Raw genomic sequence first — 25,600 nt, 5'->3', positions numbered from 1 at the left:
GGTGACTTTGAACAATATAAGAAAATGTGGCTGAAGGGGACGTTTCTCTTGGAGATTTGATCGAACGGTTTAGCTTTATGGTTAAACTTGACAGGTAAACGGGAAACAGAGGGAGCCCAGGAAAATGAACACAGAGAGCGATACGCAAAACAGAATTCTGCAAAGCGCTGAATCGGTATTCTACCAGAGAGGCTACGAGGGGGCGAGAATGCAGGAGATTGCCGATGGGGCTGGCATCAACAAGGCGCTGCTTCATTACTATTTCCGAAGCAAGGACCGACTCTTCAATGCGGTGTTTTCGGCAGCAGTCGCCCGTCTTGTGCCTCCTGTCTTTGCTACCCTTGCTTCTGACGAGCCCCTGCAGGAAAAGGTCCGTGCGTTCGTTGACAGCTATTTCGACACCGTGCAGAAGTATCCCTTTCTGCCCGGCTTCGTCGTCCATGAAATGCATCGCAACCCCGGGCGCTTCATCGATATCATCGGCACAAAGAACCTGCTTGCCCTTGAGCGTCTGCAGCGTGAACTCGACGAAGGGGCTGCCCGGGGGGAGTTCCGTCGGATGGACGCGGTGCAGTTTCTCCTAAACATGCTCTCACTCTCCGCCTTTCCCTTTGTTGCAGCCCGGGCCATGCAGGCCATTACAGGCAGAACGGACGCCGAGTACCGCCGGGCGCTCGATGAACGCCGGGCGCTTGTTCCCGTCTGGATTGCAGAACTACTGAAACCATCGACAGCCAAATGAAACACCCTTCACCGATAGCAAGAAGAGCCATCCTCGGCGTTACTCTCATAATTGGGCTTGCCGGATGCTCCGGCCAGAGTGCGTCGGATGCTTATGGGAATTTCGAGTCCACGGAGGTTGTGGTTTCATCCGAAACCGCAGGACGGCTTCTGGAGTTTCCGCTCGAGGAAGGAGACCGCCTGAAAAAGGGTGCATTGACAGCCATCATCGACACGACCCAGCTGCAGTTCAGCCTTCTGCAGCTTGAGGCGCAGAAGAAAGCGCTGGAGGCAAAAAAACCCTCGCTCAGCGCTGAATCGGGTGTCTACCAGCAGAAACGCCGGAACCTCCAGTATGACGTGGAACGCTACACCAGGCTTGTGGCCGATGGTGCCGCACCGGCCAAGCAGCTTGAGGATATCCGTAATGAGGTGAAGGTTATGGAGCGCCAGATCCGATCGGTCAACTCGAGAAATCCGGAAATCAACGCCGAACTCCAGTCCATGGATGCGCGGATCTGTCAGCTCCGGGACCAGATCGGGCGAAGCACCATCATCTCTCCCATTGAGGGGACGGTTATCGCCAAGTATGCTGAGCCGGGAGAACTGGTGTCGCCGGGAAAGCCACTCTACCGGATAGCCGATCTCGACAACATGTACCTGAGGGCCTACGTCGGTGCCCGCCAGCTTCCCTCCATCAGGATAGGCCAGGAGGTAGACGTCCTTATCGATGGGCGCAAACCGGCCGATAGCAGGCTTCGGGGCACCATTACATGGATCTCTTCAAAGGCCGAGTTCACGCCCAAGATCATACAGACCCGGGAGGACCGCATCAACATGGTCTACGCCTTGAAGATCCTCGTCAAAAACCCGAACGGCATCCTCAAAATCGGTATGCCGGGCGAAATGCGCCTGAAGGAGGACTGAGGGAATGGGTACTGCCATCAGCCTGGACGGTGTTGAAAAGTCATTCGGTGCCGTTCCTGCACTCCGCAACATTGCGCTCAGGGTTGATGAGGGGGAGCTGTTCGGGTTGATTGGAGCCGACGGTGCGGGCAAAACGACCCTTATCAGGATCCTCTGCACCCTGCTCGTCGCTGACGACGGAAAAGCCGAAGTGCTCGGTCTCGACCCGGTGAAGGAGTATCGCAGCATACGGAGCCGGATCGGGTACATGCCAGGCACCTTCTCCCTCTACGAGGATCTCAGCGTTGAAGAGAACCTCCGCTTTTTTGCCACCGTTTTCAATACGACGGTCGAAGAGAACTATGAACTCATCCGTGACATCTACAGCCAGCTTGAGCCGTTCCGTACGCGTCGGGCGGGCAAGCTCTCAGGGGGAATGAAGCAGAAGCTCGCTCTTTGCTGTGCTCTTGTGCACCGGCCCGACCTCCTCCTGCTCGATGAGCCAACGACAGGGGTCGATGCGGTTTCACGCCGGGAGTTCTGGGAGATGCTCCAGCGGCTCAAGAAGCAGGGCATAACCATCGTAGTCTCGACACCCTATATGGACGAAGCCTCCCTCTGCGACCGGGTGGCGTTCCTGCAGGAAGGTACCCTGCTTGCCGTAGACACTCCGGAGGGGGTCACAGGGCTCTTCACTGCACCCTTGTTTGCAGTACGTGCCCGTGAAAAATACCGCCTGCTGAGGGAGCTGAGAGGGTTTGAACATGCGCTTTCGGCCTATGCCTTCGGCAGTTCAGTACACTACGCCGACCGTCGTCGGAGCGCATCAGCCGGAGAGATCAGGGATCATCTCGAGAAGAGGGGGCTGCAGGACATTGTGGTCGAACCGGTCAGGCCAGGCATAGAAGACACGTTCATGGCCCTCATGAAGCAGGGAAGGGGGGAGGGGGATGACTGAGTCCGTCACAAGAGGTCCCATTAAGGGCGCAGTTGAAAACCTCACCAACAACGTCATCAATGCTGAAGGGCTGACAAAGGTGTTCGGGGAGTTCAGGGCGGTCGACGCGATATCGTTTTCCGTCGGCGCGGGAGAGGTGTTCGGGTTTCTCGGTGCGAACGGGGCGGGCAAGACGACGGCGATCAAGATGCTGACAGGCCTGCTGGCGCCATCCTCAGGCAACGCATCCGTTGCCGGATTTGACGTGTACACAGGGGCAGAGGACATCAAGCGCAACATCGGCTATATGAGCCAGCGGTTCTCTTTGTACGACGACCTGACGCCGCTGGAAAACATCCGTTTTTTCGGGGGAATCTACGGACTCCGCCGCAAGGAAATCAAAGAGAAGGGCAGAGCCCTGATTGATACGCTCGGTCTCGCCTCAGTAGCCGACGTCCGCCTGAAGGCGCTGCCGCTCGGCTGGAAACAGAAACTGGCGTTTTCCGTCGCCGTGATGCATGAACCCAGGATCGTGTTCCTCGATGAACCGACCGGAGGCGTCGACCCGTTGACCCGCCGCCGCTTCTGGGAGATGATATACGAATCGGCAGAGCGCGGCCTGACGGTCTTTGTGACGACCCACTATATGGATGAAGCTGAATACTGCGACCGGGTCTCCATAATGGTTGACGGCCGCATCGCCGCACTCGACACACCGTTGGAACTGCAGCGCCAGTTCGGAGTCGGGAGCATGGAAGAGCTTTTCATCCGCCTGGCACGAGCGGGGAAGGGGGGGCGGCATGAAGAATAGAAAAGGTACCGCTTCAAGTTTTAGGGGGTTCGTAAAGAAAGAGTTCCTCCATATCTTCCGCGACAGGCGCTCTGCTGCAATCCTGTTCGGCATGCCCATCATCCAGCTTCTTCTGTTCGGCTACGCCATACGCAACGAGATCAACGAAGTGAAGATCGCCGTCTCCGACCTCTCCCATGACAGCCTCACCCGTGCCATCAAGAGCAAACTCCTTTCGTCGGGCACATTCGTTCTGGCCGGGGAGCCGGAGTCTCCGGCAGCCATCGCTCCACTCTTTGCCGAGGGTGAGATTGATGAGGCCATCATTTTCGAACCGGGGTTCGGGGTCCGGCTCGAGCGGGACAGGAGGGCGGAGATTCAGGTCATCACCGACGGCTCTGATCCGAACGTCTCACGCATCATCACCGGTTACACGACGGCCGCCGTTCTTGACTACCTTCGCCAGTCCTCGTTTCCCCCTGAAGGGAAGAGGGGAGTTGTGGCTGAACCCCTCATGATGTTCAACCCTTCCCTGAAAAGCGTCTATCTCTTTGTTCCCGGCCTCATGGCCATGATCCTTATGCTGGTATCCGCCCTCATGACCTCCATCAGCATAACCCGGGAAAAAGAGAGCGGCACCATGGAGGTGCTGCTGGTATCCTCGCTGAAACCGGTGCAGATCATTCTCGGCAAGGTGGTCCCGTATTTCATTCTCTCTTTTGTCAACGTCGTCAGCATTGTCGCCATTGCCTCCGTAGTGTTCGGTGTTCCATGCCGGGGGAGTTATCTCCTTCTGCTTATGGAATCCCTTCTTTTCATCATGACGGCGCTCTCGCTCGGGATCTTCATCTCCACCATGACGAACTCGCAGCAGGTCGCCATGATGATCTCCCTCGGCGGGCTCCTGCTTCCGACCATCCTGCTCTCGGGGTTCATTTTTCCGGTTGAGAGCATGCCGCTTCCGCTGCAGGTGATCAGCAACATCATCCCCGCCAGGTGGTATCTGGAGATTGTAAGGGCCATCATGCTGAAAGGAGCCGGCATCAGCATCCTATGGCAGGAAACGCTCGTGCTGGTGGTGATGACCGGCGTCCTTGTGGCTGCAAGTGTCAGGAAATTCAAGGAGCGGCTCCAGTAGCTCCCGAACCAAACCATGTCGATATGAAGGCTATAGGGTATCTGCTGCAGAAAGAGTTTCTGCAGATATTCCGCAACAGGGGCATGCTGCCGATCATTTTCCTCATGCCCTTCATCCAGCTGGTTATTCTCTCGAATGCGGCGACCTTCGACGTCAAGAACGTGGCATTCCATCTCCAGGACCTTGACCGGACGTCTCTGTCCAGAGCGTTCCGCGAACAGTTTACCGGGTCCGGCTGGTTCCTGCTCACCGGGGAGTCATTTGCAGAAGGTGAGGCGATCAACCAGCTCGTTGCCGGAAAAGCCGACCTGGTGCTCGTTATCCCGAGAGACTTCGAAAAAGAGCTCATGAGCGGTGCGGAGAGCCGGGTACAGCTCGTCATCAATGCCGAAGACGGGTTCTCGGCGGGAGTCATCCAGGCCTATTCCAATGAGATCGTCCAGGCATTCAACCGCACCCTGCCTGCCGTCCTTCCCGGCATGCAGAGCGGGCCGGCTGTCAGGGAGATCGTCGTCAAGTCTTCCGCCTGGTACAACCCCGAGCTCCGCTATTCCGATTACATGGTTCCAGGGATTCTTGTTATTCTGGTGACCATGGTCGGGCTCTTTCTGTCGGGAATGAACATCGTCCGGGAGAAGGAGATCGGCACCATCGACCAGATCAATGTGACGCCCCTCAAGCGTTACCAGTTCATTACGGGCAAGCTCCTGCCATTCTGGATCATTGGTCTCGGCGAACTCACCCTGGGGCTTCTCATTGCCCGCATAGGGTTCGATGTGCCGATGCTCGGCAGCTACCCTCTCATCTATCTCGTTGCCGCCCTCTACATGCTGGTGGTGCTCGGCATGGGTCTGCTTATCTCAACCCTCACCGATTCCCAGCAGCAGGCAATGTTCATTGCATGGTTCTTCATGGTCATCTTCACCCTCATGAGCGGTCTCTTTACCTCGATTGAAAGCATGCCGCACTGGGCACAGAATATGACAATGGCCAATCCGGTCCGGCATTTCGTCGACATCATGCGCAGAGTCATGCTGAAGGGGGCCGGCATCCGTGACATCGCCCTTCCGCTTTCCATTCTGACTGCGGATGCTGCCCTCATGCTGGCCCTCGCCCTCAACCGCTACCGCAAGGTATCCAACTGAAATTGAGTGGTCCGGATGCTTTCTGTTTGGATATTATGTTAACGATTGTTAATGTATCGATATATATCGATACAGGGTATCGAAAAAGTAACAATCCGAAAAACCTTCAACACTCGTAACATGAAACAGTTATGGATCATTCTCCTGCTTTTGATAGGTGCATCAGCGCCGCTCAGGGCCGAAAAGCACGCCCTTGACATACCGGCGTACATCAAGGTCGGTGATGTGTCGAAAAACATGGAAACGGTTGCCGCCGAGCTTAAAGCAGCGCTTGAATCACGGGGTTTTGAAATCCTGGGATCCTACAGTCCCGAAAACAATTCCAATCTTCGGGTCATAGCCTATACCCGTACGGACCTTAAAAATGCAGCTGTGAAGGTGGCGGACCGGGGTGCCATGGCGGCAGTCCTGAAGGTCGGACTGGTGAAAAAGAACCATGCAGTCACGGTGTCCTATCTGAACCCTCCGTATCTCTTCAACGCATATCTCCGGAAGGAGACCCCGAAGCATCAGAAAGTACTCGGCACGGTTACTGCGGACGTGAAAGCGGCCATGGGAGCGCTTGGGAACGAATTTACCGGCTTTGGAGGCGGCATGCGTGCCGAAAAACTTTGGAAGTACCGGTACAAAATCATCATGCCGGACTTCGGAGATCCAGAAAAGCTCAACACCTACAGCTCATTTGAAAAGGGTCTGGAAACAATCGACAGACACCTGAAGAAGAACAATGTCCATGCAAAAGAGGTCTATCGGCTGGTGTTTCCTGCAAAGAAAATCGCCGTCATAGGCGTCGGTCTGCATGACCCGAAGGATGGAGAGGCAAAGTTCCTGCCGAAAATCGGTGAGGAGAACATCGCAGCCATGCCCTACGAAATCATTCTTGAAGGCAATACCGTCACCATGCTGCCCGGCAAATACCGCCTGGCACTCAGCTGGCCGGAACTCTCCATGGGCACATTCATGAAGATCGTGAGCACACCGGGCAACATCAAGGACATGATGAAAGCCATTACGGAATAAGTCCGGATTCACTCAAGCAAGTAAAAACAATCGGCCGGCCTTTCCTGCAGGGAGTGGACGGCCGTTTGTGCTGCATGAATACCTGTCAGGTATTTCATGGTGTTACGTGTTTTGCGTTGCAATTGCAATACAATTCATATGATTCATGGTTGAAATACCACCAGAATCACTTGGTCCATTATTCAGCTTTACATAATTTATATTATACAACAAATACGAGGACAGACGAACGATCCGTCTGTATCCGTTTCACCCTTATCTTAACCCTCCCATTTCTGAAAGCCCACCGGACCACTCTCTCATCATACTTTCGCCTGTCGGTGCGAACTGAGGCAAGCAGTTTTTTTACCGACGGGAATCGCTTGCTTCCATCAAGTGTCAAAGCAAGGGTGTCATTGCGGATATATGCTGAAAGCTCTGCAGAGCCAATGAGCGAAATTCAGTAGAGACGAACTGGCGAATCCGTTTCGAAACTCAATCATGCAAATTGGTCATTTCTTGAGGAATTGATTGCCTGTCCGTATCGTTTCATTTGTCATATCCTGTTCAGCTCTTCCTGAAAAGGATCCCCTCTTTCTGGTATGCCCTCATAATCAGTTCAAGTAATCCGAAGCCGGTCTATTCAGACTACGCTACGGCAGTTTTCAGGAACGACATCATGAAACAACTATGAACTACCTTATTACCGGTTCTCTGGGACATGTCTCAAGGCCTCTTGCTGCAAAGATGGTGCGGACCGGACACACGGTCAGGGTTTTGAGCAGAAGGGCTGAAAAAACAGCAGCCATAGAGGCTCTGGGGGCAACTGCCGTTATCGGAAACGTTGAAAGCCTCGACTCACTGGCTTCTGCCTTCAAAGGAGCCGATGCCGTCTTCACCATGATTCCGCCCAACTTCCAGACAGACAACTGGAAGCATTACATTGCCCATATCGGCGACAACTATGCCGACGCCATCAAGAGGGCCGGCGTCCGCCATGTGGTGAACCTCAGCAGCATCGGAGCACACCTGCGTGAGGGCTGCGGCCCGGTCAGCGCCCTGCATTTTGTCGAAGAATCGCTGAACAGCCTCAAGGATGTACATGTCCGGCATATCAGGTCGGGATTTTTCCATACAAACTTCCTGTCTGATATCCCGTTGATCCGGCACTCCGGGATCATTGCCGCAAACTACGGAAAGAGTATTGCGCTGCCGCTCATCCATCCGGACGATGTCGCCAATATGGTGTCCATGGAGCTCAAGGAACTTGAGTTCACCGCCAAAAGCGTCAGGTATGCAGTCGGCGAAGAACTCGAGCCGGACGTGATTGCCGGCATCCTCGGCTCCGCCATCGGTATGGCTGGACTCTGCTGGGTCGATATGGCGGATGATGAAATGCTCGCATCGATGCTGGAGGGCGGCCTTTCACCTGAAACAGCCTCCAATTACGTGGAGATGGGGCGTGCGCTTCGCGAAGGCAGAATGACGGAGGAGTACCGGCTGCATCCGCCTGCAGCGAGGGGCAAAATCAGCCTGAAGGACTTTGCTGTTGAATTTGCGGGGGCGTATGCAAGGCAAGGCGACCAGCTGGTGCCATTCAGCGGGACTTCCCGGCATCCCTGAAGAGAACGCCGAGTGCGCAGGAGATGAGGCGGGTGCGTAGGCTGTCTGCCCTGCTTGCGAGAAGGACCGGCACTTTTGCCCCCAAGACTACCCCGCCTGCATCGGCATGGTTGATGAATGTCAGCTGCTTGGCAAGGATATTTCCGGCCTCGATATTCGGAACGAGGAGGATGTCCGGATCGCCCGAAACGGCGGAACGGATGCCTTTTTGTTCCGCAGCCTCACTGCTGACGGCATTGTCGAATGCAAGAGGCCCGTCGATGATGCATCCCTGTATCTGCCCCCTGTCGGCCATCTTGCAGAGTGCTGCAGCGTCGAGGGTAGCAGCCATCCTTGGGTTGACGAACTCAATTGCCGCCAGTACTGCGATTTTCGGATCTTCTCCCGAAGTATTGAACGATCTCCAGAGATCGACGGCATTGCGGCAGATATCGGCTTTCTCCCGCAGACCGGGATCAATGTTGACCACTGCGTCCGTGACAATGAGCCATTTATGGTAGCCCGCCGTATCAATGACATAGGAGTGTGAAAGCCGTCGCCCGGTGAGCAGCGGCGAAGCATGCGCGACAATCGGAGCAAGCAGTTCATCGGTATGCAGCGATCCTTTCATGATGGCTGAGGCTTCACCGGCTGCAGCAAGTGCAGCAGCCTTTTCTGCTGCTTCGTGGCTGTGGCGGGTATTGACAATCTTCCAGCCGGATATGTCGATGCCGCCCTTCATGGCGGCTTCGCTGATGCGCCGTTCGGGCCCTACCAGCACCGGCGTGATGAGGCCCTCCTCTTTGGCGTCGCTGGCTGCACCGAGAGCGGTCTCGTCAACAGGATGCACCACGGCAGTCACAAGCGGAGGCTTTCCGCTGCAGGCCTTCAGGAGGCTGTGGAAGCGGGTGTGGTGATGAACCTGGATGTCGGCCGGTTCATCTACAGGAAATGGATGTTTTTTCTCTTTCACCGGTATCGGTCGAGCATGTTCTGGAATTCTACCTCATCGGGCGCCTTGCAGAGATGCAGCGGCGTCTGTCCGCAGCAGACCATCTCTTCATACGTCTCCCTCCCCTCTTTTCTGTACAGCACACCAAGCGGCATCGGCCCATCCTGTACCGCCAGCGCAAAGGCAGCTGTCCTGTCATCGGGGTCATGGTCCTCGGGCACACTGATGGTATGCTCACTGAACCATGTATAGGTGTTGAGTGCGTTGAATACCACGCAGGGCTGCAGTACGTCGACGATGGCTGTTCCCTTGAACCGGATGGCTTCCATGATGATGGACGTCGTCTCTTCCTCATTGCCGGCATAAGCCCTGGCGACGAACGGGGCATTGAGGGCTATGGCAACAGCTGCAGGGTTGAAGGGCTCGCTGACGACACCCTTCACCTGAACCGGTGTGGTCATGGCGCGGCATGATGTCGGTGAGGCCTGACCTTTGGTAAGCCCGTAGACCATGTTGTTGTGCACGATGACTGTAATGTCGGGATTTCTCCGGATGGCATGCAGAAAGTGGTTGCCTCCCTCCCCGTACATGTCTCCGTCGCCAGATTCCACGATGAGGGTGAGCTCGGGATTGGCAAGCCGTATTCCGAGAGCTGCAGGAAGTGCACGGCCATGCAGGCCGTTGAACATGTTTGCATTGATGTACTGGGGAGCTTTTGCTGCCTGGCCTATGCCCGACACCATCACGAGCCGGGTCCTGTCGATTTCAAGCAGGGTGAGGGCGCGCTTGAGGGAGTCCAGAAGCTTGTAGTTGCCGCAGCCGGGGCACCACGCCATATCGGTGGTTCCCGGCATATCGAACGAATCAAGGGAGTCATGCATTGGCTATCTCCTCCAGTGCCCCGTCAACCTCCTCCACGGCGAACGGCTCGCCGGTGGCTTTGAGGATGCGGTGCGATACCCTCACGCCTGCCTCCCTTTCGACAAGGTCGGCAAACTGACCTGTTGCGTTGTTTTCAATGACCACGAGCCGTTTACCGCTTAGCAGGCGGAATGTAGCGGCGGAGAGAGGAAATGCCTGGCTGAAATGCAGTCCGGCAATGTCGGGGTTGCTTCGTCGCTGCAGGACCTCATCAAGCAGACTGCGGGTAGAGCCCCATGCAAGTACTATCAAGGAGGCGTCTTCAGGATTTCCGAAACGTGATGGTGGCAGTGCTGCCAGAGCCAGCGCGGTTCTTCGTTTGAGGCGTTTTTCAACCATCAGGCGGCGCATGGAAAAGCTTTCGGTTATGAGTCCCCATTCATCATGCTCATCGGAATCGACCCGTACAATCCCCTCCCCATACCCGGGAACCCCACGCGGACTGATGCCATTGGGCGTAAATGCATAGCGGCGGTAACCGCACCCGGTTTCGACAATGGATGCATAATGGCCTATGCGATGGATTTCAGATCGATGAATCGTTGTGGAGAGGTCGAGCAGATGCTGGTCGGTGAGAATGATGACCGGCACCTGGTAACATCCTGCGGCGCTGAATGCATGCTGCATGGCCATGACAAGTTCGGCAAGCGAGCCGGGGGTAAGGATGATCCTCGGAAACTCCCCGTGGCCGGCATAAAGGGCAAGCGAGAGGTCTCCTTGTTCGGTGCGGGTCGGCAATCCCGTCGCGGGTCCCGGACGCTGGCCAAGATGGATGACGATGGGCGTTTCCGTCATGGCGGCAAGGCTGAGGCCCTCCTGCATGAGGTCGAATCCTCCTCCCGAAGTGCTCACGATCGCTCTGGCTCCGGCATAAGCGGCCCCGATACCGGCATTGATGGCGGCAATCTCATCCTCCGCCTGATCCACTACGATGCCGAATGATTCAGCTTTTGCAGCCAGAAAAGTCAGGAGGCCTGTACCCGGGGACATCGGGTAAGAGCTTATGAAATTGCATCCGGCAGCAACAGCTCCGATTCCGCAGGCCGCCGTTCCGCTAAGGAGCAGAAGCTCCCCTGCCAGCTCGGGATCAATCGGTGGAGGGAACAGCGGCTCCGGGGCCGGATGCGCCTTGCCCCAGTCATAGCCAAGAGACGCGGCCCGGGCGTTTCCGGTCATTACCCGCTCCCCTTTTTGTGCAAATGCCGTCTGCAGGCGCTCGATATACGGCTTCAGCGGCAGGTCGATCATTCCGAGGAGAATGCCCCCGGCAATAGTGTTAAGGTACCGGCTGTTTCCAGCCTCTTTAGCCATTGCCTTAAAAGGAGTCGCCACCAGGGTCCCCGTGGCAGAACCTCCGGCTGTTGATTGGACTTCGGCTGTTGATTGGACTTCGGCTGTTGATACCTCAATAACCCCAACGGTTCTCGATTCGCCCCGTTCCCTGAGGCACGAAGCTGCATGGGGTGAAAGACCGAGGAAAATGTCTATGCGGCGGGTATAGGCAGTCCGGGGGTGCTTCGTAATCCGGAGCTGTGCGGTATTGCTTCCGCCTCTGACCCGGGACATGTATTCATGGGATACAGAAATATGGTAACCGCAGTCCTTGATGACAGTGGCGAGTATATCGGCAATGGCTCTAAGGCCCTCTCCGGCGGCACCTTCAAATACGACTGAGAGTTCATCCTGCAGCATGACTCGATTTCCCCCGGGACACATGGTTGTAAGAGATAGGTATCATCTCTCTATACATGGCTTTGCCGGGGGGATCGGCAAGATCTATCCATTCATTCTTTTTCCACTCATGCCTGAATCATTCAACGCCCTCAATTAGTTCCTTGTTCGAAAAGAGAAAAAAAAAGAGCAGGACCCGAAAGTCCTGCTCTTATGATACTGCCGGTGCGACTGCCTGAAGCTTACTTCTTCTCGGGCACTTCGCGTTCGTCTTTCACCGCGTAGTTGATCAGGTAATCGTAGAGCCTGATGAGTCGGGCGTTCTGCGTGTTCTGGTCGATCCAGTGGCCGATCATGCCGATGGTACGGGCCAGGACGAAGAATCCATTCAGAGACTGCTCCGGGAAGTCCAGATCGACGAGGATACAGCCGATGGTGCCGTCGACGTTGAGGATAAGGTTGTCCTTTTTCGAGGTGGTGACTTTTTCAACCTCAAGCGCATAGTCGAGGATCGGCATATGGAGCGAGGTGTGGTTCTTCACGTAGTCGACAAGGTACTTGACCCTCTTGTCCGGGTTCTTGAGGCTTTTGACCCTGTGGCCGATGCCGGGAACCGGTCCGACGTTCTGCTTCATCCATGCGAGGAAGCCGGGGATGTCGTTCGGGAACTCCTTGACGCCGTAGGCAAAGTACTTGCCGGCGTTGGTGACGGCGCCGCCGAAACGGGGTCCGATCATGGTCATGCCTGCAGAAACCGCCTGCGGCATGTCGATGCCTGCGCAGGCGCCGAGGATTGCACCGAAAGCACCCGACACTGCCGGGCCGTGGTCGGCGGAAATCATGACGATACGCTTGATGATTTCAGACTCTTCCCTTGAGGGGAGCTTCTTGTTCCAGAGGAGGGCAAGAACGTCTTCGATGCCGTAACCCTTCTCGCAGAGCTCGGAAGCGGCATAACCGACATAACGGGGCTCTTCGCCGCGGTCGTCGGAGATGGTGGTGCGGATAAGCGGCTCGACGATGACGTCACCCTGCTTCATGATCTCCTGGACCTTCAGCGGCAGCTCGGGGAGCAGCGCGTCGTCGATCTCGGCCTCCGGCTTGATGGAGCCTTCAGCGAGGAGTTCCTGGTAGACCTGCTTGATGGCCTTCGAGAGTCCGCCGAAAGTGTCGGGGACAAGGGCGCCGGCTTCACGCAGGGAGTTGATTTTCGAGCGGGCGGAACCGAGGCCTTTCTTGCCTTCCTTGGCGCCGGCGTGACCGAACTTCATGCCCTGGGGCAGTACTTCCTGGCAGGTGCCGCCGATGGCTGCGATGAGGCGGATGCGGCGCTTCTTTGCTCCGAACCACTCTGCGGCTTCTTCCTCAAGGGTTCCGCCGACTTCGCCGACCATGACAACAGCCTTGGTTTCGGGATCGTTCTCGAACATCTCAAGGTAGGTGACAAAGTCGGTGCCCGGGTAGGAGTCACCGCCGATTGCCACGGCTGAAGTGATGCCGTTGCCGTTCTGGGCGCAGAGCCACATGGTTTCGTTCGAAAGGCCTCCCGACTTGGTCAGCACACCGAACGAGCCTGCACGGTAGAGGTTGCAGAGCTTGAGGTTCTTGTACTCTCCGCCGATGACGCCGAGACGGCACTCGCCTGCCGACATGATGCCGATCGAGGACGGTCCATTGAACATCTTGCCGCTCTTGATGGCCATGGCACGAAGCTTTTTCGCGTCTTTTTCCGGCACACCTTCAGTGATCATGGAGACCAGCTGGATGTTCTTCGACTCAAGGCACTCCCTGGCCGACTGGGCGGCACGTGATGCGCCGAGGTAGATAAGGGCGGTATTGATCTGCGGGTTCTCCTCAAGAGCCTCCTGAAGGGTGGCGTATACTGAAATGTTGTTCAGTTCGCCGCCACGGTAGATCTCTTTCTGCTGTCCTTTCTCGGGGGGATAGACAAATGCCTGGACTGAGAGAGGCCTGTTGATGAGAAAGTCGAACTGCGCCATCCTCTTTGCGGCATTGACACCGGCGACACCGCCGATGATGACAACCCTTGTGTCTTTATTTGCAATTATGCTCACGTTACGTTCCGTTTTATGAAGTTAGAAGTTTTCTGTGTCTTTTGCCTCAGTGATACCGGGGGCCTTACGCTTTCAGTGCAAGGTCGACGATATCGGTCATCGGCATGGTGCGATCGTAGACATGGATGTCGAACCCTTCGTCTTCGAGCTTTTTGATGGCGGCAAGACCCTGGTTCTCGTTCGGTCCGCCACGCCTCACCCAGATCTTCACTCCATCCAGGTAGCCTTTTGCCTTGCTGGCACGGAACCCGTTGATGATGCCGCTGAACGTCGCTTTCACATCGGTAAAGTTGGCGATTGCGCCACCGACGATGATGTGCTTGATGTTCGGAAGCTGGCAGATGGTCTCCGTGAGTGCTTCCACAGCCCAGTCGGCCGGGTCGCCGGAGTATTCTGCATAGTTGGCGATGGTGCCGCCGCGTGCGACGACTGCATCGGAATAGAATACGGAAGCGCCGCCGCCTGCTGTCAGGAGGGCAATTTCGCCGCCGGGAACTTCAACGAACTTGACCGAACCCTTGATGCGTGCATCGATCTCCATGATCTGCTGCTCGGCTTCGGTGAACGGACGGCCGATTTCGGAAACCGGCTTGAAATCCCAGTCCGCATGGCGGAAACGGGCATCCCAGTCGACGTTCATGACTGCGTCAAGCGCTGCAAAGCGCATGTCGCTCTTGCGGATGACAAGCGGGTTGATTTCGATGGACTGCGCATCCTCGTTGTCGAAGCAGAGGATAAGGCGTGAGGCGATCTTGGCGACGCGCTCTGCGACTTCGCCGCTAAACCCGGCATCCTTTGCCGTTTCGGTGAGCTTTTCAAGGGAAGGGGTCTCGTCAAGGGGAATGAAAAGCCTTTTGACGGTGTCCCAGTTGTCTTCGATATCTACGCCGCCCTTGTTGGAGAGCAGGAGTTCAGCGCCGTCGCGGTTGCCGGCGATTGAAACGTAAAATTCCGCGTCATGCTCAAGCATTTCTGCGACGATGACCTGACGGACGACGGCGGTGCCGATCTCCCTGCCAATCATTTCTTTTGCTGCCTCATACGCCTCTTCGAGGTTCAGGCCGATCTTGACAAGGCCCAGCTTGTACCGTCCGCCTATGGCTTCGTGTGCTTTAACGACAAGTTTCGAATCCCGGAGCCATTTATTAGCTTCTCCGAGCTGCATAAGGCGTTCGGGATCCATGATGACAACATAGTTCGGCACGGGAATGCCCCACTTGTTGAACAGTTTCATGGCAGGCCCTTCAAGTATCTTAGCCATTCTATCGGTATTTTGTGTGTTAATGGGTATGGATATGCAACAAAATGCGCAAGATTGAAAGTTAACGATATTTTTTTTGATACAATAGTTCCGCAGTTGTAAATAGCAGGAAAACCGTAAAAAAATGAACACTCTGCTCAGCTGGTGGCAGCACCTTCCCTCACAGATGGACCCCGTCATCTTCAGCGTCGGCGGCTTTGCCGTCCGCTGGTATGGTACGATGTACATTGTCGCCTTTGCCATCGTATGGCTGCTGGCCAACTATCGTATAAGGACTGAAAAGCTGCCGTTCACGAAACCCTTCATCGGCGATGCCCTGACCTGGGTGATGGTGGGCGTGATTCTCGGAGGAAGAATCGGCTACCTCCTTTTCTACGGCATGGCGGACCTCATTGCCGATCCTCTGGGTACCCTGCTTCCCTGGATGGGAACCGCAGAGGGATGCGCGTTCAGCGGGATATCAGGCATGTCCTACCACGGCGGTCTCATCGGGGTCACCATAGCGCTCTTTGCATTCACGCGGTCACAGAAGAAAGGATTCCTTGAAACCGTTGACCTGTTCATTCCCGCAGTCCCGCTCGGCTATACGTTCGGGCGCATCGGCAACTTCATCAACGGAGAGCTTTACGGCCGGGTGACCGATGCGGCAGTCGGCATGTACTTCCCGCTTGCCCCGACCTATGAGCTCCGCCACCCATCTCAGCTGTATGAAGCGTTTTTCGAAGGCATCGTGCTCTTCGGCATTCTCTGGACGCTGAGGAAACAGGCGCCTTTCAGCGGCTACCTCTCGGCCGTCTACCTGTTCGGGTACGGGTTCGTACGCTTTTTCATCGAGTATTTCAGGGAGCCGGATGCGCAGCTCGGATTCGTGTTCCTCGATTTTTCAATGGGCCAGCTGCTCTGCATATCGATGATGCTCGCGGCCGTTGCCGTATACATCGTGGCATCACGGCAGGCAGGGTCCGGGCGGAGTGCATGAACTCCCACCTGGGGGACAGTATGCGAGGACGGGAACGGGTGAACCTCCTTCGTTCGTTATAGCATCATCGGTACGCATAAAACCCTTTGCTCTCTCAACAACCTCACAAATAACTCTATCACTTATAAAGGATCCCCACGATGAAACGCGTATTTCTTTTCCTCATAACCAACCTTGCCGTTATACTGGTGCTGTCCTTCAGCGCCCGGCTTCTCGGCGTAGACCGGTTTCTGACGTCGAACGGCCTTGACCTCGGCATGCTGCTGGCGTTTGCCGCCCTCATCGGCTTCGGCGGCTCGTTCATATCGCTGTTGATGTCGAAAACCATGGCAAAATGGAGCACTGGTGCCCAGGTTATCCTGCGCCCGTCCAACGAGGAAGAGTCATGGCTGCTGAATACCGTCCGTCAGCTTTCCAAAAAAGCTGACCTTGCAATGCCTGAAGTAGCAATCTACGAGGGTGCTCCCAATGCGTTCGCGACCGGACCGAGCCGTTCGAAGTCGCTTGTTGCCGTTTCGAGCGGTCTTCTCCGCAGCATGGACCGCAAACAGGTGGAAGCGGTACTGGCTCATGAGGTGGCCCATATCCAGAACGGCGACATGGTCACCCTCACCCTCATCCAGGGTGTCGTCAACACCTTCGTGATTTTTCTGGCGCGCGTTTTTGCCTACGCCCTCGACAGCTTCCTCAGGAGGGACGAGGACGAGTCGGGCAGTCCGGGCATCGGCTACTGGATCAGCAGTATTGCCTTTGAAATAGTCTTCGGCATCCTGGCAAGCATCGTTGTCATGTACTTCTCGCGCAAACGTGAATTCCGGGCCGATGCCGGTGCCGCAGCCCTGATCGGCGACCGCCGCCCGATGATTGAGGCTCTGCGTGCACTCGGGAGCCTTGAGGCCGGCAAACTGCCTAAAGAGATGGCGGCAAGCGGCATTGCCGGTGGCGGCATGATGGCGCTCTTCAGCAGCCACCCCCCTCTTGAATCCCGGATCGCAGCTCTTGAATCAGCACGCTGAGGCCCCGGTTCCAGAACCCGGATGGCAAGGAATAGAAAAAGCCCCGTGCAGCACGACGGGGCTTTTCTATTTCTTGCCGCAAAGACTTCTTCGGGTCGCAGCCTTTCTGCAGCTCATTACTCTTTTGTGAGGAGCAGCTCCTCCCCGCTGCCGAAACAGCGCCTGCGGATGAGGAGCATCACCGAAACGGAGCTGACCGCCGTTGCCCCCACCAGCATGAGCATGACCACAATCTGGTAGCGAATGGCGATCATTGGATCGGCACCCGCCAGGATCTGGCCGGACATCATGCCGGGGATGAACACCAGCCCGACGCCCATCATGGCATTTATGGAGGGGATCATGCCCGCTTTCACCGCTGCACGGAACTGTTCGGCGCTCGCTTCCCTGTAACCGGCACCGAGGCATAGCTTCATTTCGACCAGTTCCCGCTCCTGGCGGAGATCCTTGAAAAATCGCTCTATGGAGATGGCAAGTGCCGACATGGAGTTGCCGATGACCATGCCGCCGGCCGGAATGAAATAGCGTGGTTCCCACCATGGCGAGCTTCCGATGATGAGGCCGGAGACGAACACCGCTGTCACAAAATAACTGAGCAGCATGGTGATGAATGTCGGCAGAAGGTAGGCAACCTGTTTTTCATTCACCCGGCCCTTGATGATGAAGATGGCCGAGGAGACCATGACGACGAACACCCCGATGACCAAAAAGACACTGTCGGAGTGCAGGATATAAGTCAGTACGTATCCCATGAGGAACAGCTGGGCGAACGTACGCACCGTGCCGATGGCGATGTCCCGGTGCAGACTGAGCTGGAAGATGAACGAGGAGAGCTGCGCAAGGAGGATGAAGACAAGCGCAAGCAGGAGCTGGCCGATGGAGATGTCTATGATGGACGTCATGGCTGCCGTGTAAGGGTGCGGTTCTGGAGAAGATACAGCTCAACGTGGGCACCGGAAGGACGATAGTCGCTGTGGGTGACGGTAACGAGGGTTTTCTGTTCGCGGGTGTTGAGCCGCTCCATTATGGTAAACACCATTCTGGCGCTCAGGGCATCCAGTGCCGATGTAGGCTCGTCGAGCAGGAGAAGATCGGGCTTGAGCAGGAGGGTGCGCATGAGGGCAAGTCGCTGCTGCTGGCCGGTCGAGAGCTTCAGTGCGGGATGGGTGAGTTTGAGGTCGTCAAGATAAAAATCACTGAGCATCCGGCGGAGTGCATCTTCATCGGGCTTCCTGCGCTCCCGGTTGAGGGCGAACGTGAAGGGCAGGAGCAGGTTCTCTTTTACCGATCCGTCCGTCATCCGTGGTATCTGGGCTACGTAGCCGATGGCGCTTCTGAGTTTGGGAGGGGAGATGGCGGTGATGGGTTCGCCGCGGTACAGGATGGTTCCGGATGTGGGGGAGGCAAGCCGGCAGATGAGGCGGAGCAGGCTTGATTTTCCGGTACCCGACGCCCCTTTCAGGAGGATGTGGCTCCCCTCCTCCACCGCGAGGGAGAGATGCTCGAAAATCGGCGATTGAGCGCCTTCATAGGTGAAGGAGAGATCACGGATTTCAAGGATTGGTGCCATCGCAGCCCTCCCCGGTGGTTTGATTGCTGGATCTGGAGGCCGGTTTGGGGCGGAGGAACAGCCAGCCGATGAGGGCGATGAGGCCGAGAGCCGCAGCCCATGTTGAGAGCGGGAAGGCAGAGCCTCCTTCATACATGCTGTAAAGGCCGAAGAGGAAGAAGATCACGGCAGCTCCGATGCCGACGGCTTTTTCCGGGAGCTTTTTGCCGAGCATACGCCCGATTATGATGGCAAGGCCGTCCGAGAGTACCATGCCGACCGTTGAGCCGAGCCATACCGGGATGAACGGGGCCGTCGCTGCCAGCGTGACGGTGGAGAGCATGGTCTTGTCGCCGAGTTCAGCCATGAAGAAGGTTGCGAACACCAGCCAGAAGGGGTTCAGGGTGCGGCGGCAGGTACCGCTGTCCTCATCGTCAAGATGGTCGCCCCGAAGGGTCCAGAACCCGAATGCAAGAAACGCCACGCCAGCACCGAACCGGATCCAGTCGACCGGCAGAAGATCGCCCATGAACCAGCCGATTCCGGCCGAAAACACGTGAATGAGGAGCGTGGCCCAGAAAATCCCCCAGAGCACCGTCCATGTGTTGTAGCAGGTTGCAAGTGTCAGCGCTACCAGCTGGGTTTTGTCGCCGAGTTCGGCAAGGAAAATCATGATGAGCGATAGCCAGAACGCATCCATCGAATGGGGGTCAAGGATTTATTGAATAGCATAGTCTGGAATTGACGGGTGAAAATAACACAAATTCATGAAGTATATTCTATCCGGCACCCGATTGGCAGAGTAAACCATGCAAGACAGGACCCCATTATGACACCCCGGATCCGAAGCGCAGCAGAAGGAGACATCGAGGCATGCACGAGGCTGCTCGAAATACTTTTTTCAGAGGAAACAGAGTTTTCTCCCGATCCCCTGCGTCAGCAGAACGGGCTCCGGATGATCATCGCCCGTCCTGATTCCGGCAGGGTGTTCGTTGCCGAGATTGAAAGAGAGATCGTCGGCATGGTGCTCCTGCTCACTACTGTAAGCACGTTTCAGGGTAAAAAGGTTGCACTCCTCGAAGATATGGTGGTTGAGCCCCGATGGAGGAGAAAAGGTATCGGCGCTCTCCTTCTCGACCATGCCATCGAGGCCGCAGCTCTTGAGGGCCTCGGGCGCATAACCCTCCTCACGGACAAGTGCAACACTGAAGCGCAGGCATTCTATCGTTCAAGGGGCTTCCAGCCTTCAACGATGCAGGTATTCAGAAAGACGATCGATGAATCGTGCTGAAGAACATCCCCGCCACCATCATCACCGGCTTTCTCGGCTCAGGCAAAACAACGGCCATTAACCACCTCCTTTCGATAAAGCCTGCAGAGGAGCGTTGGGCCGTCATCATCAATGAGTTCGGCCGCATCGGCGTCGACAGCCTGCTGGCTTCGCAGTCCGGAACAGCCACCATACGGGAGGTGCCGGGCGGATGCCTCTGCTGCACAGCAGGCCCCTCTTTCGAAACCGCTCTCAACCGGCTCATCCGCGAGACAAAGCCTGAGCGCATCCTCATAGAGCCGACGGGCATCGCCCATCCGCTGCGGGTCATCCGGACCCTCTCTGAAGGGTTTTACCGGGAGGTGCTTGATCTGAAGGCCGTCATCTGCCTTCTCGATTCGAGAAACCTCTGCAGTGAGCGCCATACCGCCCACCCAGCGTTCATGGACCAGCTCAGTCTTGCCGATGTCATCGTCTCCACCAAGCCGGACCTTCTTGACGCCTGTCACCGTGAGGCCCTCCGTGCATATGTCGAGAAGGTGCAACCCCCTAAAACCGCCCTCAGGGAAACTGCATACGGACAGATAGAGCTTGATCTTCTTGATCTCCCCCGTACCTCCGGCCGGACGGCAGGAACTCCTGACGCCCATCGGCACAGCCATCGCGCTCCGTGCGCTCTTCCGGATGAACCCGGAGATGGCGGTCAACAGGAGTGGCTTCTTCTGGAGGGCAGAGGTGAGGGCTTCTTTACGGCCGGGTGGCGCATCGGCACGGATTTCTGCTTCGATGCGGAAATGCTTGCACGTTTTTTCGGTAACCTTTTTTCTATGAGGGTAAAGGGCGTTCTGCGGTGCCGTGAGGGGTGGATGGCTTTCAACGGCGTCGAGGGGGAGCTGTCGCTGAGGGGTGCCCCGGCGGCCGGGTTTTCCCGCCTTGAGGTGATAAACGACTTGCCGCTTGCGGCTCTGGATCTTGATCAACAGCTCAGGTGCTGCCTAAAGACAGCTTAGCTGCTCAACAGGTCTCGTGAGCGCCGTTCGGCCATGAGGGCGGCCTTGCGTGCAGGCAGGATGCTCACCAGAAGGCAGAGACCGATCGATGCCAGTCCGACGATGAGAAAGTCACCCGCAACCATCTCGACAGGATAGGCGTCGATGATGAATGCGCTTTTTGATGGAAGCTGCACCATACCGAACCGCTCCTGCAGAAAACAGATGATCCATGCAAGACCGGACCCGGCAAGCGTACCGGCAATGCCGGTCAGTGCGCCCTGCAGCATGAATATCGACTGAAGCCCACTGCCCTCAAAGCCGAGACAGCGCAGTGAAAAAAGGTCCTCCTGTTTGTCGATGGCCGTCATGGCAAGTGCCCCCGTCAGGCTGAGGGATGCGACGAGCACAATCAGCATAAGCACCCCGAAACTCACCCATTTTTCAAGCTCCATGACGGCAAAGATGTCGCGGTAGCGGCTCTCCAGCGTCTGCAGCTCAAGCGTGCCTCCCCCCTCCCGGTGCCGGAGCCACCTGGAGAGTTCCCTGTTGAGGCGCAAATGCCCCACCCCTTCGCGTGCCCTGATGTCAATGCCGCTGCACTCTCCTTTCGGTATAAGCAGGACGCTTGAAGCCAGATCCATGGGGGCAAGGACATACCGGTCGTCGAACAGCTTCTGCAGTGAAAAGAGTGAAGAGATGCCCGGTTCGGGAATCCGGAGAGCCGGCATCAGATAGGGTTCGGAGAGCGATTCAAGCCCGAGCGAGATCAGCTCGGGACTGAAGAGCCGGACCTGGTCCCCTGCCATGATCCTTGTCCGGTAGGCAAGCAGCTCCCCTACCGAGATGCTCCCGCTGGTGAAATAAGGACGGGATGCGGCGGTGAGGGTTTCAAGGCGCCGCCCTGCCGGCTCGGAGAGCCCTTTGAGTCTTACCAGTTCGCTCACCCCGCCGGCGACAAGGATGGCATCCCCTTCATGAAACGGCTCTGCCGAGCCGACGGCATCCACCTGCCGGAGTGCACTGAGGAGCGACTGGTCGTAAGGCATCGGGCGGCCTTCTTTCGATACGAGCTGCACGGGGCTGTCAATTGAGAGGAACATGTCGCGGGCAAGCTTCTGAAACCCGTTCAGGACACTCATGACGACCAGGAGCGTGCTGACGCCGATGATGATGCCAAGGAGGCTGATCGAGGAGATGATGTTGATCACCCTGAACCGTTTCCGGGCAAAGCTGAAACGACGGGCGATCCAGAGGGCCGGAGGGAGTGTTGTGCCAGCTTTTTTCATGAGCTGAGGGCCATGCCCGGTTTGAGGGCTGCGGCAATCCTTGCGGGTATGAAAGCAAAGAGAAGTGTCAGCAAAAGAACCGCAAGTGATACCGCAAGATAGTCGGCAGGGTCGATGATGAGCGGCACATGCTTGATGAAATAGCTTTTCTCGGGCAGCGTGATGAGATGGAACCGCAGTTCGAAAATCGTAAGCAGAAGCGCAAGCAGGTTGCCGAGCAGTATGCCTGCCATGGCGGTGAGGAAGGCCTGTACCATGAACACCCTGCTGATGCGGCCGGGTTCAAGGCCGAGCGCCGAGAGCATGCCGATCTCCCGGGTCTTTTCAATGATGAGGACAAGAAGCGTGGAGATGATGTTGAAGACGGCCACGATCGTGATGGTCACGATGAGCAGCGGCATGAGGTTCTTCTGGAGACGAAGCCATTCAAAGAGGTTCTGGTAGCGCTCGAACACAGTGTAGCCGTATAGCGGGTATCGGAGCTCACCGGCTATCCTTTCCACCGTGCCGGAGAGCAGTTCGGGGTGGCGGACCCTGGCTTCATAGCCGCTGATCATGCCGGGGCTGAAGCGGTCCTGCATGGTCCGGAGATCTGCGATCATCATGAAATCGTCGAACCCTTCCTGCAGCCCCGTGTCGTAAATGCCGCGGATGGTTCCGACCTCGAGGTCGAGAGATGAAAGAAGTTCCAGCATGCCGCCCCCTTCCGTTCCGGAGGAAACGCCTGATACACCTGCCAGCATAACCCTCGAACCGGGTTTCAGCCTGAGGTTTTCAGCCAGAGTTCTGCCGGCGTACAGCCCTATGGTGCCATCTTCCGGGGTAGCGTCCAGACTCCCCTCCCGCAGGAACTTCCCGAGAAACAGCCCTCGCTCCCCCTCATCCGTCCCCTTTACCATGACCGGGCCTGCCGGGCCGTGCTCCCCCCTGGCTCCGGCGGAACTCTTGAGGATGAAATTCTTTTCAAGGAACGGGCCGCCGGAAACCGTTTCCGGGTCATTGAGGACTTGCTGCATTTCGGAACGGCGTTCCCTGAACAGCTGGCTGTCGGGCTGGCGGAACTGCATGTGAGAACTGAAACTGATCAGCTTCACTTCGATGCTTGAAGCAAACCCCTTCACAACGGAGAGGGTGAGGATGAGTGCTGCTGTGCCGACGGCTATGCCGATGACGGCAATGAGGATGATGAAGGTCGGCCGTGTTGCAGAACGGCGCTTGAATGCGAATCGTCCTGCGATATAGAACTCAGGCTTCATCGGGCGGACCCTCTTGCAGGTTGAGAGCGCTGAATGTCACCACACTGTTCCGACCCTGTGCCTTGGCCTCATACAGCGCACGGTCGGCATTGTTGATGAGGGTGTACCAGTCGGAGGCATCATCGGGAAAGGTTGCGATGCCGATGCTGACGGTGAGCTGCCCGGAGGGCTGGTGGTGTTCATGCGGGACCGGTGTCGCACTGATGATTTTGCGGAGGCGCTCGGAAATGTCGAGTGCTGTTGCTGCATCGGTTTTGGGGAACAGGATGGCGAACTCCTCCCCGCCGAAGCGCGAAGGGATGTCGGAGAGCCGGCTCTCCTCTTTGATGATGCCTGCAAGGATTTCCAGAACATGATCGCCGGCGATATGGCCGTGGGCATCGTTGTACAGCTTGAAGTGGTCGATGTCGATCATGGCGAGCGAAACGTTGGAGTGGAAGCGTTTTGCCCGCTCGACGTCGATGATCAGATGCTCCTTGAAATGGCGGTAGTTGTAGAGCCCGGTCTTTTCGTCCCGGATGAAGATTTCGTCGAGTTTCTTGTTCTTCGCCTCGATATCTCCGCAGAAGTTCATGATCGACTCGGTAATCTGGGTGATGTCGTGCGAATGCGCCGTGGCCGTCAGCTCCTTTTTCATCTCTTCGGCAGTGTCATGGATGCTTTCGGGGATATCGCGGTTGATGAGCTTCAGCTGGTCGGCCAGCTGCCGTAGGGGAATGAGGGTAAGGCGGTAGTTGTAATGGAGCATCCAGCCTGCCACGAAGTTCAGGCTGAGGAGAAGCGCAAGGATGAAAAAGATGAACAGGTGGGTGAAGAGCACCAGCCTCTCCATTGCCTCCCGTGCTTCGGATTTCACCCGTTCGATGGCCGAATCAAGCTGGAGCAGGACCAGTTCGCTGTTAGCAACAGAGGGGACAGGAACGACGGGGACATGTTTCAGGCAGGCATCTTCCATCTGGCCAGCCAGCCGTTCGTACATGAAGCGCAGAATCCGGTCCTGCTGCTCCGCCTTGAGGACAAGTCCGCCCGGATCGATCCCCGATGCTTCGTCCCCTGCCTGCTCGATGCCGGCTCCCGTCACCTTTGCCTTGAACTCGACGAGATTGAAGTAGCACTCCTGCTTTTTTTCGACCTCATCGATAATGCGTCCCTGAAAGAATATGAACCCGGCCGTTCCTGCAATGACCACCAGAATGCCGATGGCACCGGCAAGGATGATGACCAGGAGCGGAGAGCGTTTCTTGCGGTTCAGCAGATCGTTCATAAGGGGTCGGAAGCTGGTTTTGCTGAGAGTATGATGGTACGCACCCTTTGGCGGTAAGGAACAAGAGGGCCGTTTTCAAAGGCCTTCTGGCCTTCGGCCGACAGCCATGCGCCGAACCCTGCCGGAAGAGCTTCTCCCGAGTAATATATATAGCAAACCTCTGCGACAAAGGGATAGCTTCCGTTGAGGATATTTTCCGGATCGGGGGCGACGGGGCCCGTACGCCCGGTATCGGCTGAAACTGCGAGCAGTCTGAGGTTGTCAGGTGCAGAATGAGAGGCCTTCTCCCCGAGGTACACAGAGCGCAAGATGATGCCGACGGCATGCCTGTCACCGGCCACACGCTGCAGCATCTCCTGTTGGCTCCTGCACCCATACGCCTGCAGCTTCCTGCCTTTGAGGGCATCACCGCCATCAAGGAGTTCCCGAAGGACGGTGTCGTCCGCAGCAATCAGCGGCAGCAGGCCATTATCCCCGTCAGCACGCATGCCGCTGAAGGCTTGAAAGACTGCTTCTTTTGAGACGTGCGTGAGCGGGCTGTTTTCATTGACGACGAGCACAACGGCGTCGCGGGCAACCGGCTCAACCCTCAGCAAGGGAGTACGCTTTCTGAGGTCGGGGGAAGGGCAAAGCAGTGAGAGAGCCGCCTTAGAGCGACCGGAGAGAAGGCTGTTGAGGGCTGAGAGGCTGTCGGCACCGATGGTGACGATGCGGGCGTCGGGATAGTAGCGGGTGAAGAGTTCGGACTGCATCGAAGCCGGGCTGAGAAGGCCGGGGTCGGCAACAAGCCGCATCTCGCCCCTTATGGGGCTTTCAGGGATGCTGCTGTCGCTGCAGGAACCCAGAAGAAGTCCTAGTGTCACGTCACACA

General features: G+C 56.7%; 24 protein-coding genes. 12 read left to right on the top strand and 12 right to left on the bottom strand.

The window, feature by feature from the left end; genetic code table 11:
• Window positions 1–124 precede the first annotated feature (124 nt).
• The 8 genes from A3K90_RS04350 (at window position 125) to A3K90_RS04315 (ending at window position 8,258) form a co-directional block, all read left to right on the top strand.
• Window positions 125–742 (top strand): TetR/AcrR family transcriptional regulator, encoded by a 618-nt coding sequence (locus A3K90_RS04350; RefSeq protein ID WP_303681350.1) that lies wholly within the window; start codon window positions 125–127, stop codon window positions 740–742.
• Entirely contained in the window at window positions 739–1,647 is a 909-nt protein-coding gene (locus A3K90_RS04345; protein WP_303681349.1) for an HlyD family secretion protein, read from the top strand. Before A3K90_RS04350 ends, A3K90_RS04345 begins: the two co-directional genes overlap by 4 nt.
• Before the next feature lie 4 nt (window positions 1,648–1,651).
• Entirely contained in the window at window positions 1,652–2,584 is a 933-nt protein-coding gene (locus A3K90_RS04340) for an ABC transporter ATP-binding protein (RefSeq protein ID WP_303681348.1), read from the top strand.
• Window positions 2,577–3,374 (top strand): ABC transporter ATP-binding protein, encoded by a 798-nt coding sequence (locus A3K90_RS04335; RefSeq protein WP_303681347.1) that lies wholly within the window; start codon window positions 2,577–2,579, stop codon window positions 3,372–3,374. Before A3K90_RS04340 ends, A3K90_RS04335 begins: the two co-directional genes overlap by 8 nt.
• Window positions 3,364–4,491 (top strand): ABC transporter permease, encoded by a 1,128-nt coding sequence (locus A3K90_RS04330; RefSeq protein WP_303681346.1) that lies wholly within the window; start codon window positions 3,364–3,366, stop codon window positions 4,489–4,491. Before A3K90_RS04335 ends, A3K90_RS04330 begins: the two co-directional genes overlap by 11 nt.
• A gap of 23 nt (window positions 4,492–4,514) precedes the next feature.
• The gene (locus tag A3K90_RS04325; RefSeq protein WP_303681345.1) at window positions 4,515–5,636 is read left to right on the top strand and encodes an ABC transporter permease; all 1,122 of its coding nucleotides are present in this window, start codon (window positions 4,515–4,517) and stop codon (window positions 5,634–5,636) included.
• Window positions 5,637–5,756: 120 nt separating this feature from the next.
• A complete protein-coding gene (locus tag A3K90_RS04320; RefSeq protein WP_303681344.1) occupies window positions 5,757–6,656 on the top strand; it encodes a hypothetical protein in 900 nt (299 codons plus the stop codon).
• 669 nt (window positions 6,657–7,325) lie between these two features.
• Window positions 7,326–8,258: an NAD(P)H-binding protein gene (locus tag A3K90_RS04315; RefSeq protein ID WP_303681342.1), complete on the top strand. Its 933-nt coding sequence runs from the start codon at window positions 7,326–7,328 to the stop codon at window positions 8,256–8,258.
• On the opposite strand, the gene A3K90_RS04310 is transcribed toward A3K90_RS04315, so the two are convergent.
• The 5 genes from A3K90_RS04310 to A3K90_RS04290 form a co-directional block, all read right to left on the bottom strand.
• On the bottom strand, window positions 8,233–9,210 hold the full coding sequence (locus A3K90_RS04310) for a phosphate acetyltransferase (RefSeq protein ID WP_303681341.1): 978 nt from the start codon (window positions 9,208–9,210) through the stop codon (window positions 8,233–8,235). The two genes, A3K90_RS04315 and A3K90_RS04310, sit on opposite strands and share 26 nt — an antisense overlap.
• Window positions 9,207–10,070, bottom strand: a complete 864-nt coding sequence (locus A3K90_RS04305; protein WP_303681340.1) for a thiamine pyrophosphate-dependent enzyme — start codon at window positions 10,068–10,070, stop codon at window positions 9,207–9,209. Before A3K90_RS04305 ends, A3K90_RS04310 begins: the two co-directional genes overlap by 4 nt.
• The gene (locus tag A3K90_RS04300; protein ID WP_303681339.1) at window positions 10,063–11,802 is read right to left on the bottom strand and encodes a 2-oxoacid:acceptor oxidoreductase subunit alpha; all 1,740 of its coding nucleotides are present in this window, start codon (window positions 11,800–11,802) and stop codon (window positions 10,063–10,065) included. The genes A3K90_RS04305 and A3K90_RS04300 overlap by 8 nt, the downstream gene beginning before the upstream one ends.
• A 221-nt stretch (window positions 11,803–12,023) precedes the next feature.
• Window positions 12,024–13,856 carry a citrate/2-methylcitrate synthase gene (locus A3K90_RS04295; RefSeq protein ID WP_303681338.1) on the bottom strand — a complete coding sequence of 611 codons (1,833 nt, stop codon included), beginning with the start codon at window positions 13,854–13,856 and terminating at the stop codon, window positions 12,024–12,026.
• A gap of 64 nt (window positions 13,857–13,920) precedes the next feature.
• Window positions 13,921–15,117 carry an ATP citrate lyase citrate-binding domain-containing protein gene (locus A3K90_RS04290; protein WP_303681337.1) on the bottom strand — a complete coding sequence of 399 codons (1,197 nt, stop codon included), beginning with the start codon at window positions 15,115–15,117 and terminating at the stop codon, window positions 13,921–13,923.
• 124 nt (window positions 15,118–15,241) lie between these two features.
• Between A3K90_RS04290 and lgt the strand changes: the two genes are divergently transcribed.
• Window positions 15,242–16,096, top strand: coding sequence for a prolipoprotein diacylglyceryl transferase (gene lgt / locus A3K90_RS04285; protein WP_303681335.1), 855 nt, complete (start codon window positions 15,242–15,244; stop codon window positions 16,094–16,096).
• 140 nt (window positions 16,097–16,236) lie between these two features.
• Complete coding sequence (gene htpX, locus A3K90_RS04280; RefSeq protein ID WP_303681334.1) at window positions 16,237–17,112, top strand: protease HtpX; 876 nt, start codon at window positions 16,237–16,239, stop codon at window positions 17,110–17,112.
• A 116-nt stretch (window positions 17,113–17,228) separates the two neighbouring features.
• Here the strand turns inward: htpX and fetB are convergent, their stop codons facing one another.
• Genes fetB through A3K90_RS04265 form a run of 3 tightly spaced genes read right to left on the bottom strand, consistent with a single transcriptional unit; the run spans window position 17,229 to window position 19,361 of the window.
• Complete coding sequence (gene fetB / locus A3K90_RS04275) at window positions 17,229–18,014, bottom strand: iron export ABC transporter permease subunit FetB (RefSeq protein WP_303681333.1); 786 nt, start codon at window positions 18,012–18,014, stop codon at window positions 17,229–17,231.
• Window positions 18,011–18,682: an ATP-binding cassette domain-containing protein gene (locus tag A3K90_RS04270; protein ID WP_303681332.1), complete on the bottom strand. Its 672-nt coding sequence runs from the start codon at window positions 18,680–18,682 to the stop codon at window positions 18,011–18,013. Before A3K90_RS04270 ends, fetB begins: the two co-directional genes overlap by 4 nt.
• On the bottom strand, window positions 18,666–19,361 hold the full coding sequence (locus A3K90_RS04265) for a TMEM165/GDT1 family protein (protein ID WP_303681331.1): 696 nt from the start codon (window positions 19,359–19,361) through the stop codon (window positions 18,666–18,668). Before A3K90_RS04265 ends, A3K90_RS04270 begins: the two co-directional genes overlap by 17 nt.
• 129 nt (window positions 19,362–19,490) lie before the next feature.
• Between A3K90_RS04265 and A3K90_RS04260 the strand changes: the two genes are divergently transcribed.
• Together A3K90_RS04260 and A3K90_RS04255 are read left to right on the top strand one after the other, a co-directional pair.
• A complete protein-coding gene (locus A3K90_RS04260; RefSeq protein WP_303681330.1) occupies window positions 19,491–19,952 on the top strand; it encodes a GNAT family N-acetyltransferase in 462 nt (153 codons plus the stop codon).
• The gene (locus tag A3K90_RS04255) at window positions 19,946–20,941 is read left to right on the top strand and encodes a GTP-binding protein (protein ID WP_303681329.1); all 996 of its coding nucleotides are present in this window, start codon (window positions 19,946–19,948) and stop codon (window positions 20,939–20,941) included. Before A3K90_RS04260 ends, A3K90_RS04255 begins: the two co-directional genes overlap by 7 nt.
• Here A3K90_RS04255 and A3K90_RS04250 read toward each other — a convergent pair.
• The 4 genes from A3K90_RS04250 to A3K90_RS04235 all read right to left on the bottom strand — a co-directional run.
• On the bottom strand, window positions 20,938–22,209 hold the full coding sequence (locus A3K90_RS04250) for an FtsX-like permease family protein (protein WP_303681328.1): 1,272 nt from the start codon (window positions 22,207–22,209) through the stop codon (window positions 20,938–20,940). The genes A3K90_RS04255 and A3K90_RS04250 overlap by 4 nt on opposite strands.
• On the bottom strand, window positions 22,206–23,465 hold the full coding sequence (locus A3K90_RS04245) for an ABC transporter permease (protein WP_303681327.1): 1,260 nt from the start codon (window positions 23,463–23,465) through the stop codon (window positions 22,206–22,208). Before A3K90_RS04245 ends, A3K90_RS04250 begins: the two co-directional genes overlap by 4 nt.
• The gene (locus tag A3K90_RS04240) at window positions 23,455–24,729 is read right to left on the bottom strand and encodes a diguanylate cyclase (protein WP_303681326.1); all 1,275 of its coding nucleotides are present in this window, start codon (window positions 24,727–24,729) and stop codon (window positions 23,455–23,457) included. Before A3K90_RS04240 ends, A3K90_RS04245 begins: the two co-directional genes overlap by 11 nt.
• Window positions 24,726–25,600: PstS family phosphate ABC transporter substrate-binding protein (locus A3K90_RS04235; protein ID WP_303681325.1), on the bottom strand; the 875-nt coding region annotated here is incomplete at its 5' end. The genes A3K90_RS04235 and A3K90_RS04240, both read right to left, overlap by 4 nt.

The sequence above is a fragment of the Pelodictyon luteolum genome (assembly GCF_001622165.1).
Lineage (GTDB): Bacteria > Bacteroidota > Chlorobiia > Chlorobiales > Chlorobiaceae > Chlorobium > Chlorobium luteolum_B.
This window is presented reverse-complemented; position numbering and strand designations above follow the sequence as displayed.

Bases quoted from the DNA above. Each gene is read 5' to 3' on its own strand.
- A3K90_RS04350 (WP_303681350.1), top strand. From the start codon at position 125: ATGAACACAGAGAGCGATACGCAAAACAGAATTCTGCAAAGCGCTGAA.
- A3K90_RS04245 (WP_303681327.1), bottom strand. From the start codon at position 23,465: ATGAAGCCTGAGTTCTATATCGCAGGACGATTCGCATTCAAGCGCCGT.
- A3K90_RS04290 (WP_303681337.1), bottom strand. From the start codon at position 15,117: ATGGCTAAGATACTTGAAGGGCCTGCCATGAAACTGTTCAACAAGTGG.
- htpX (WP_303681334.1), top strand. From the start codon at position 16,237: ATGAAACGCGTATTTCTTTTCCTCATAACCAACCTTGCCGTTATACTG.
- A3K90_RS04270 (WP_303681332.1), bottom strand. From the start codon at position 18,682: ATGGCACCAATCCTTGAAATCCGTGATCTCTCCTTCACCTATGAAGGC.
- A3K90_RS04330 (WP_303681346.1), top strand. From the start codon at position 3,364: ATGAAGAATAGAAAAGGTACCGCTTCAAGTTTTAGGGGGTTCGTAAAG.
- fetB (WP_303681333.1), bottom strand. From the start codon at position 18,014: ATGACGTCCATCATAGACATCTCCATCGGCCAGCTCCTGCTTGCGCTT.
- A3K90_RS04260 (WP_303681330.1), top strand. From the start codon at position 19,491: ATGACACCCCGGATCCGAAGCGCAGCAGAAGGAGACATCGAGGCATGC.
- A3K90_RS04345 (WP_303681349.1), top strand. From the start codon at position 739: ATGAAACACCCTTCACCGATAGCAAGAAGAGCCATCCTCGGCGTTACT.
- lgt (WP_303681335.1), top strand. From the start codon at position 15,242: ATGAACACTCTGCTCAGCTGGTGGCAGCACCTTCCCTCACAGATGGAC.
- A3K90_RS04315 (WP_303681342.1), top strand. From the start codon at position 7,326: ATGAACTACCTTATTACCGGTTCTCTGGGACATGTCTCAAGGCCTCTT.
- A3K90_RS04335 (WP_303681347.1), top strand. From the start codon at position 2,577: ATGACTGAGTCCGTCACAAGAGGTCCCATTAAGGGCGCAGTTGAAAAC.
- A3K90_RS04305 (WP_303681340.1), bottom strand. From the start codon at position 10,070: ATGCATGACTCCCTTGATTCGTTCGATATGCCGGGAACCACCGATATG.
- A3K90_RS04240 (WP_303681326.1), bottom strand. From the start codon at position 24,729: ATGAACGATCTGCTGAACCGCAAGAAACGCTCTCCGCTCCTGGTCATC.
- A3K90_RS04320 (WP_303681344.1), top strand. From the start codon at position 5,757: ATGAAACAGTTATGGATCATTCTCCTGCTTTTGATAGGTGCATCAGCG.
- A3K90_RS04340 (WP_303681348.1), top strand. From the start codon at position 1,652: ATGGGTACTGCCATCAGCCTGGACGGTGTTGAAAAGTCATTCGGTGCC.
- A3K90_RS04325 (WP_303681345.1), top strand. From the start codon at position 4,515: ATGAAGGCTATAGGGTATCTGCTGCAGAAAGAGTTTCTGCAGATATTC.
- A3K90_RS04250 (WP_303681328.1), bottom strand. From the start codon at position 22,209: ATGAAAAAAGCTGGCACAACACTCCCTCCGGCCCTCTGGATCGCCCGT.
- A3K90_RS04300 (WP_303681339.1), bottom strand. From the start codon at position 11,802: ATGCTGCAGGATGAACTCTCAGTCGTATTTGAAGGTGCCGCCGGAGAG.
- A3K90_RS04265 (WP_303681331.1), bottom strand. From the start codon at position 19,361: ATGGATGCGTTCTGGCTATCGCTCATCATGATTTTCCTTGCCGAACTC.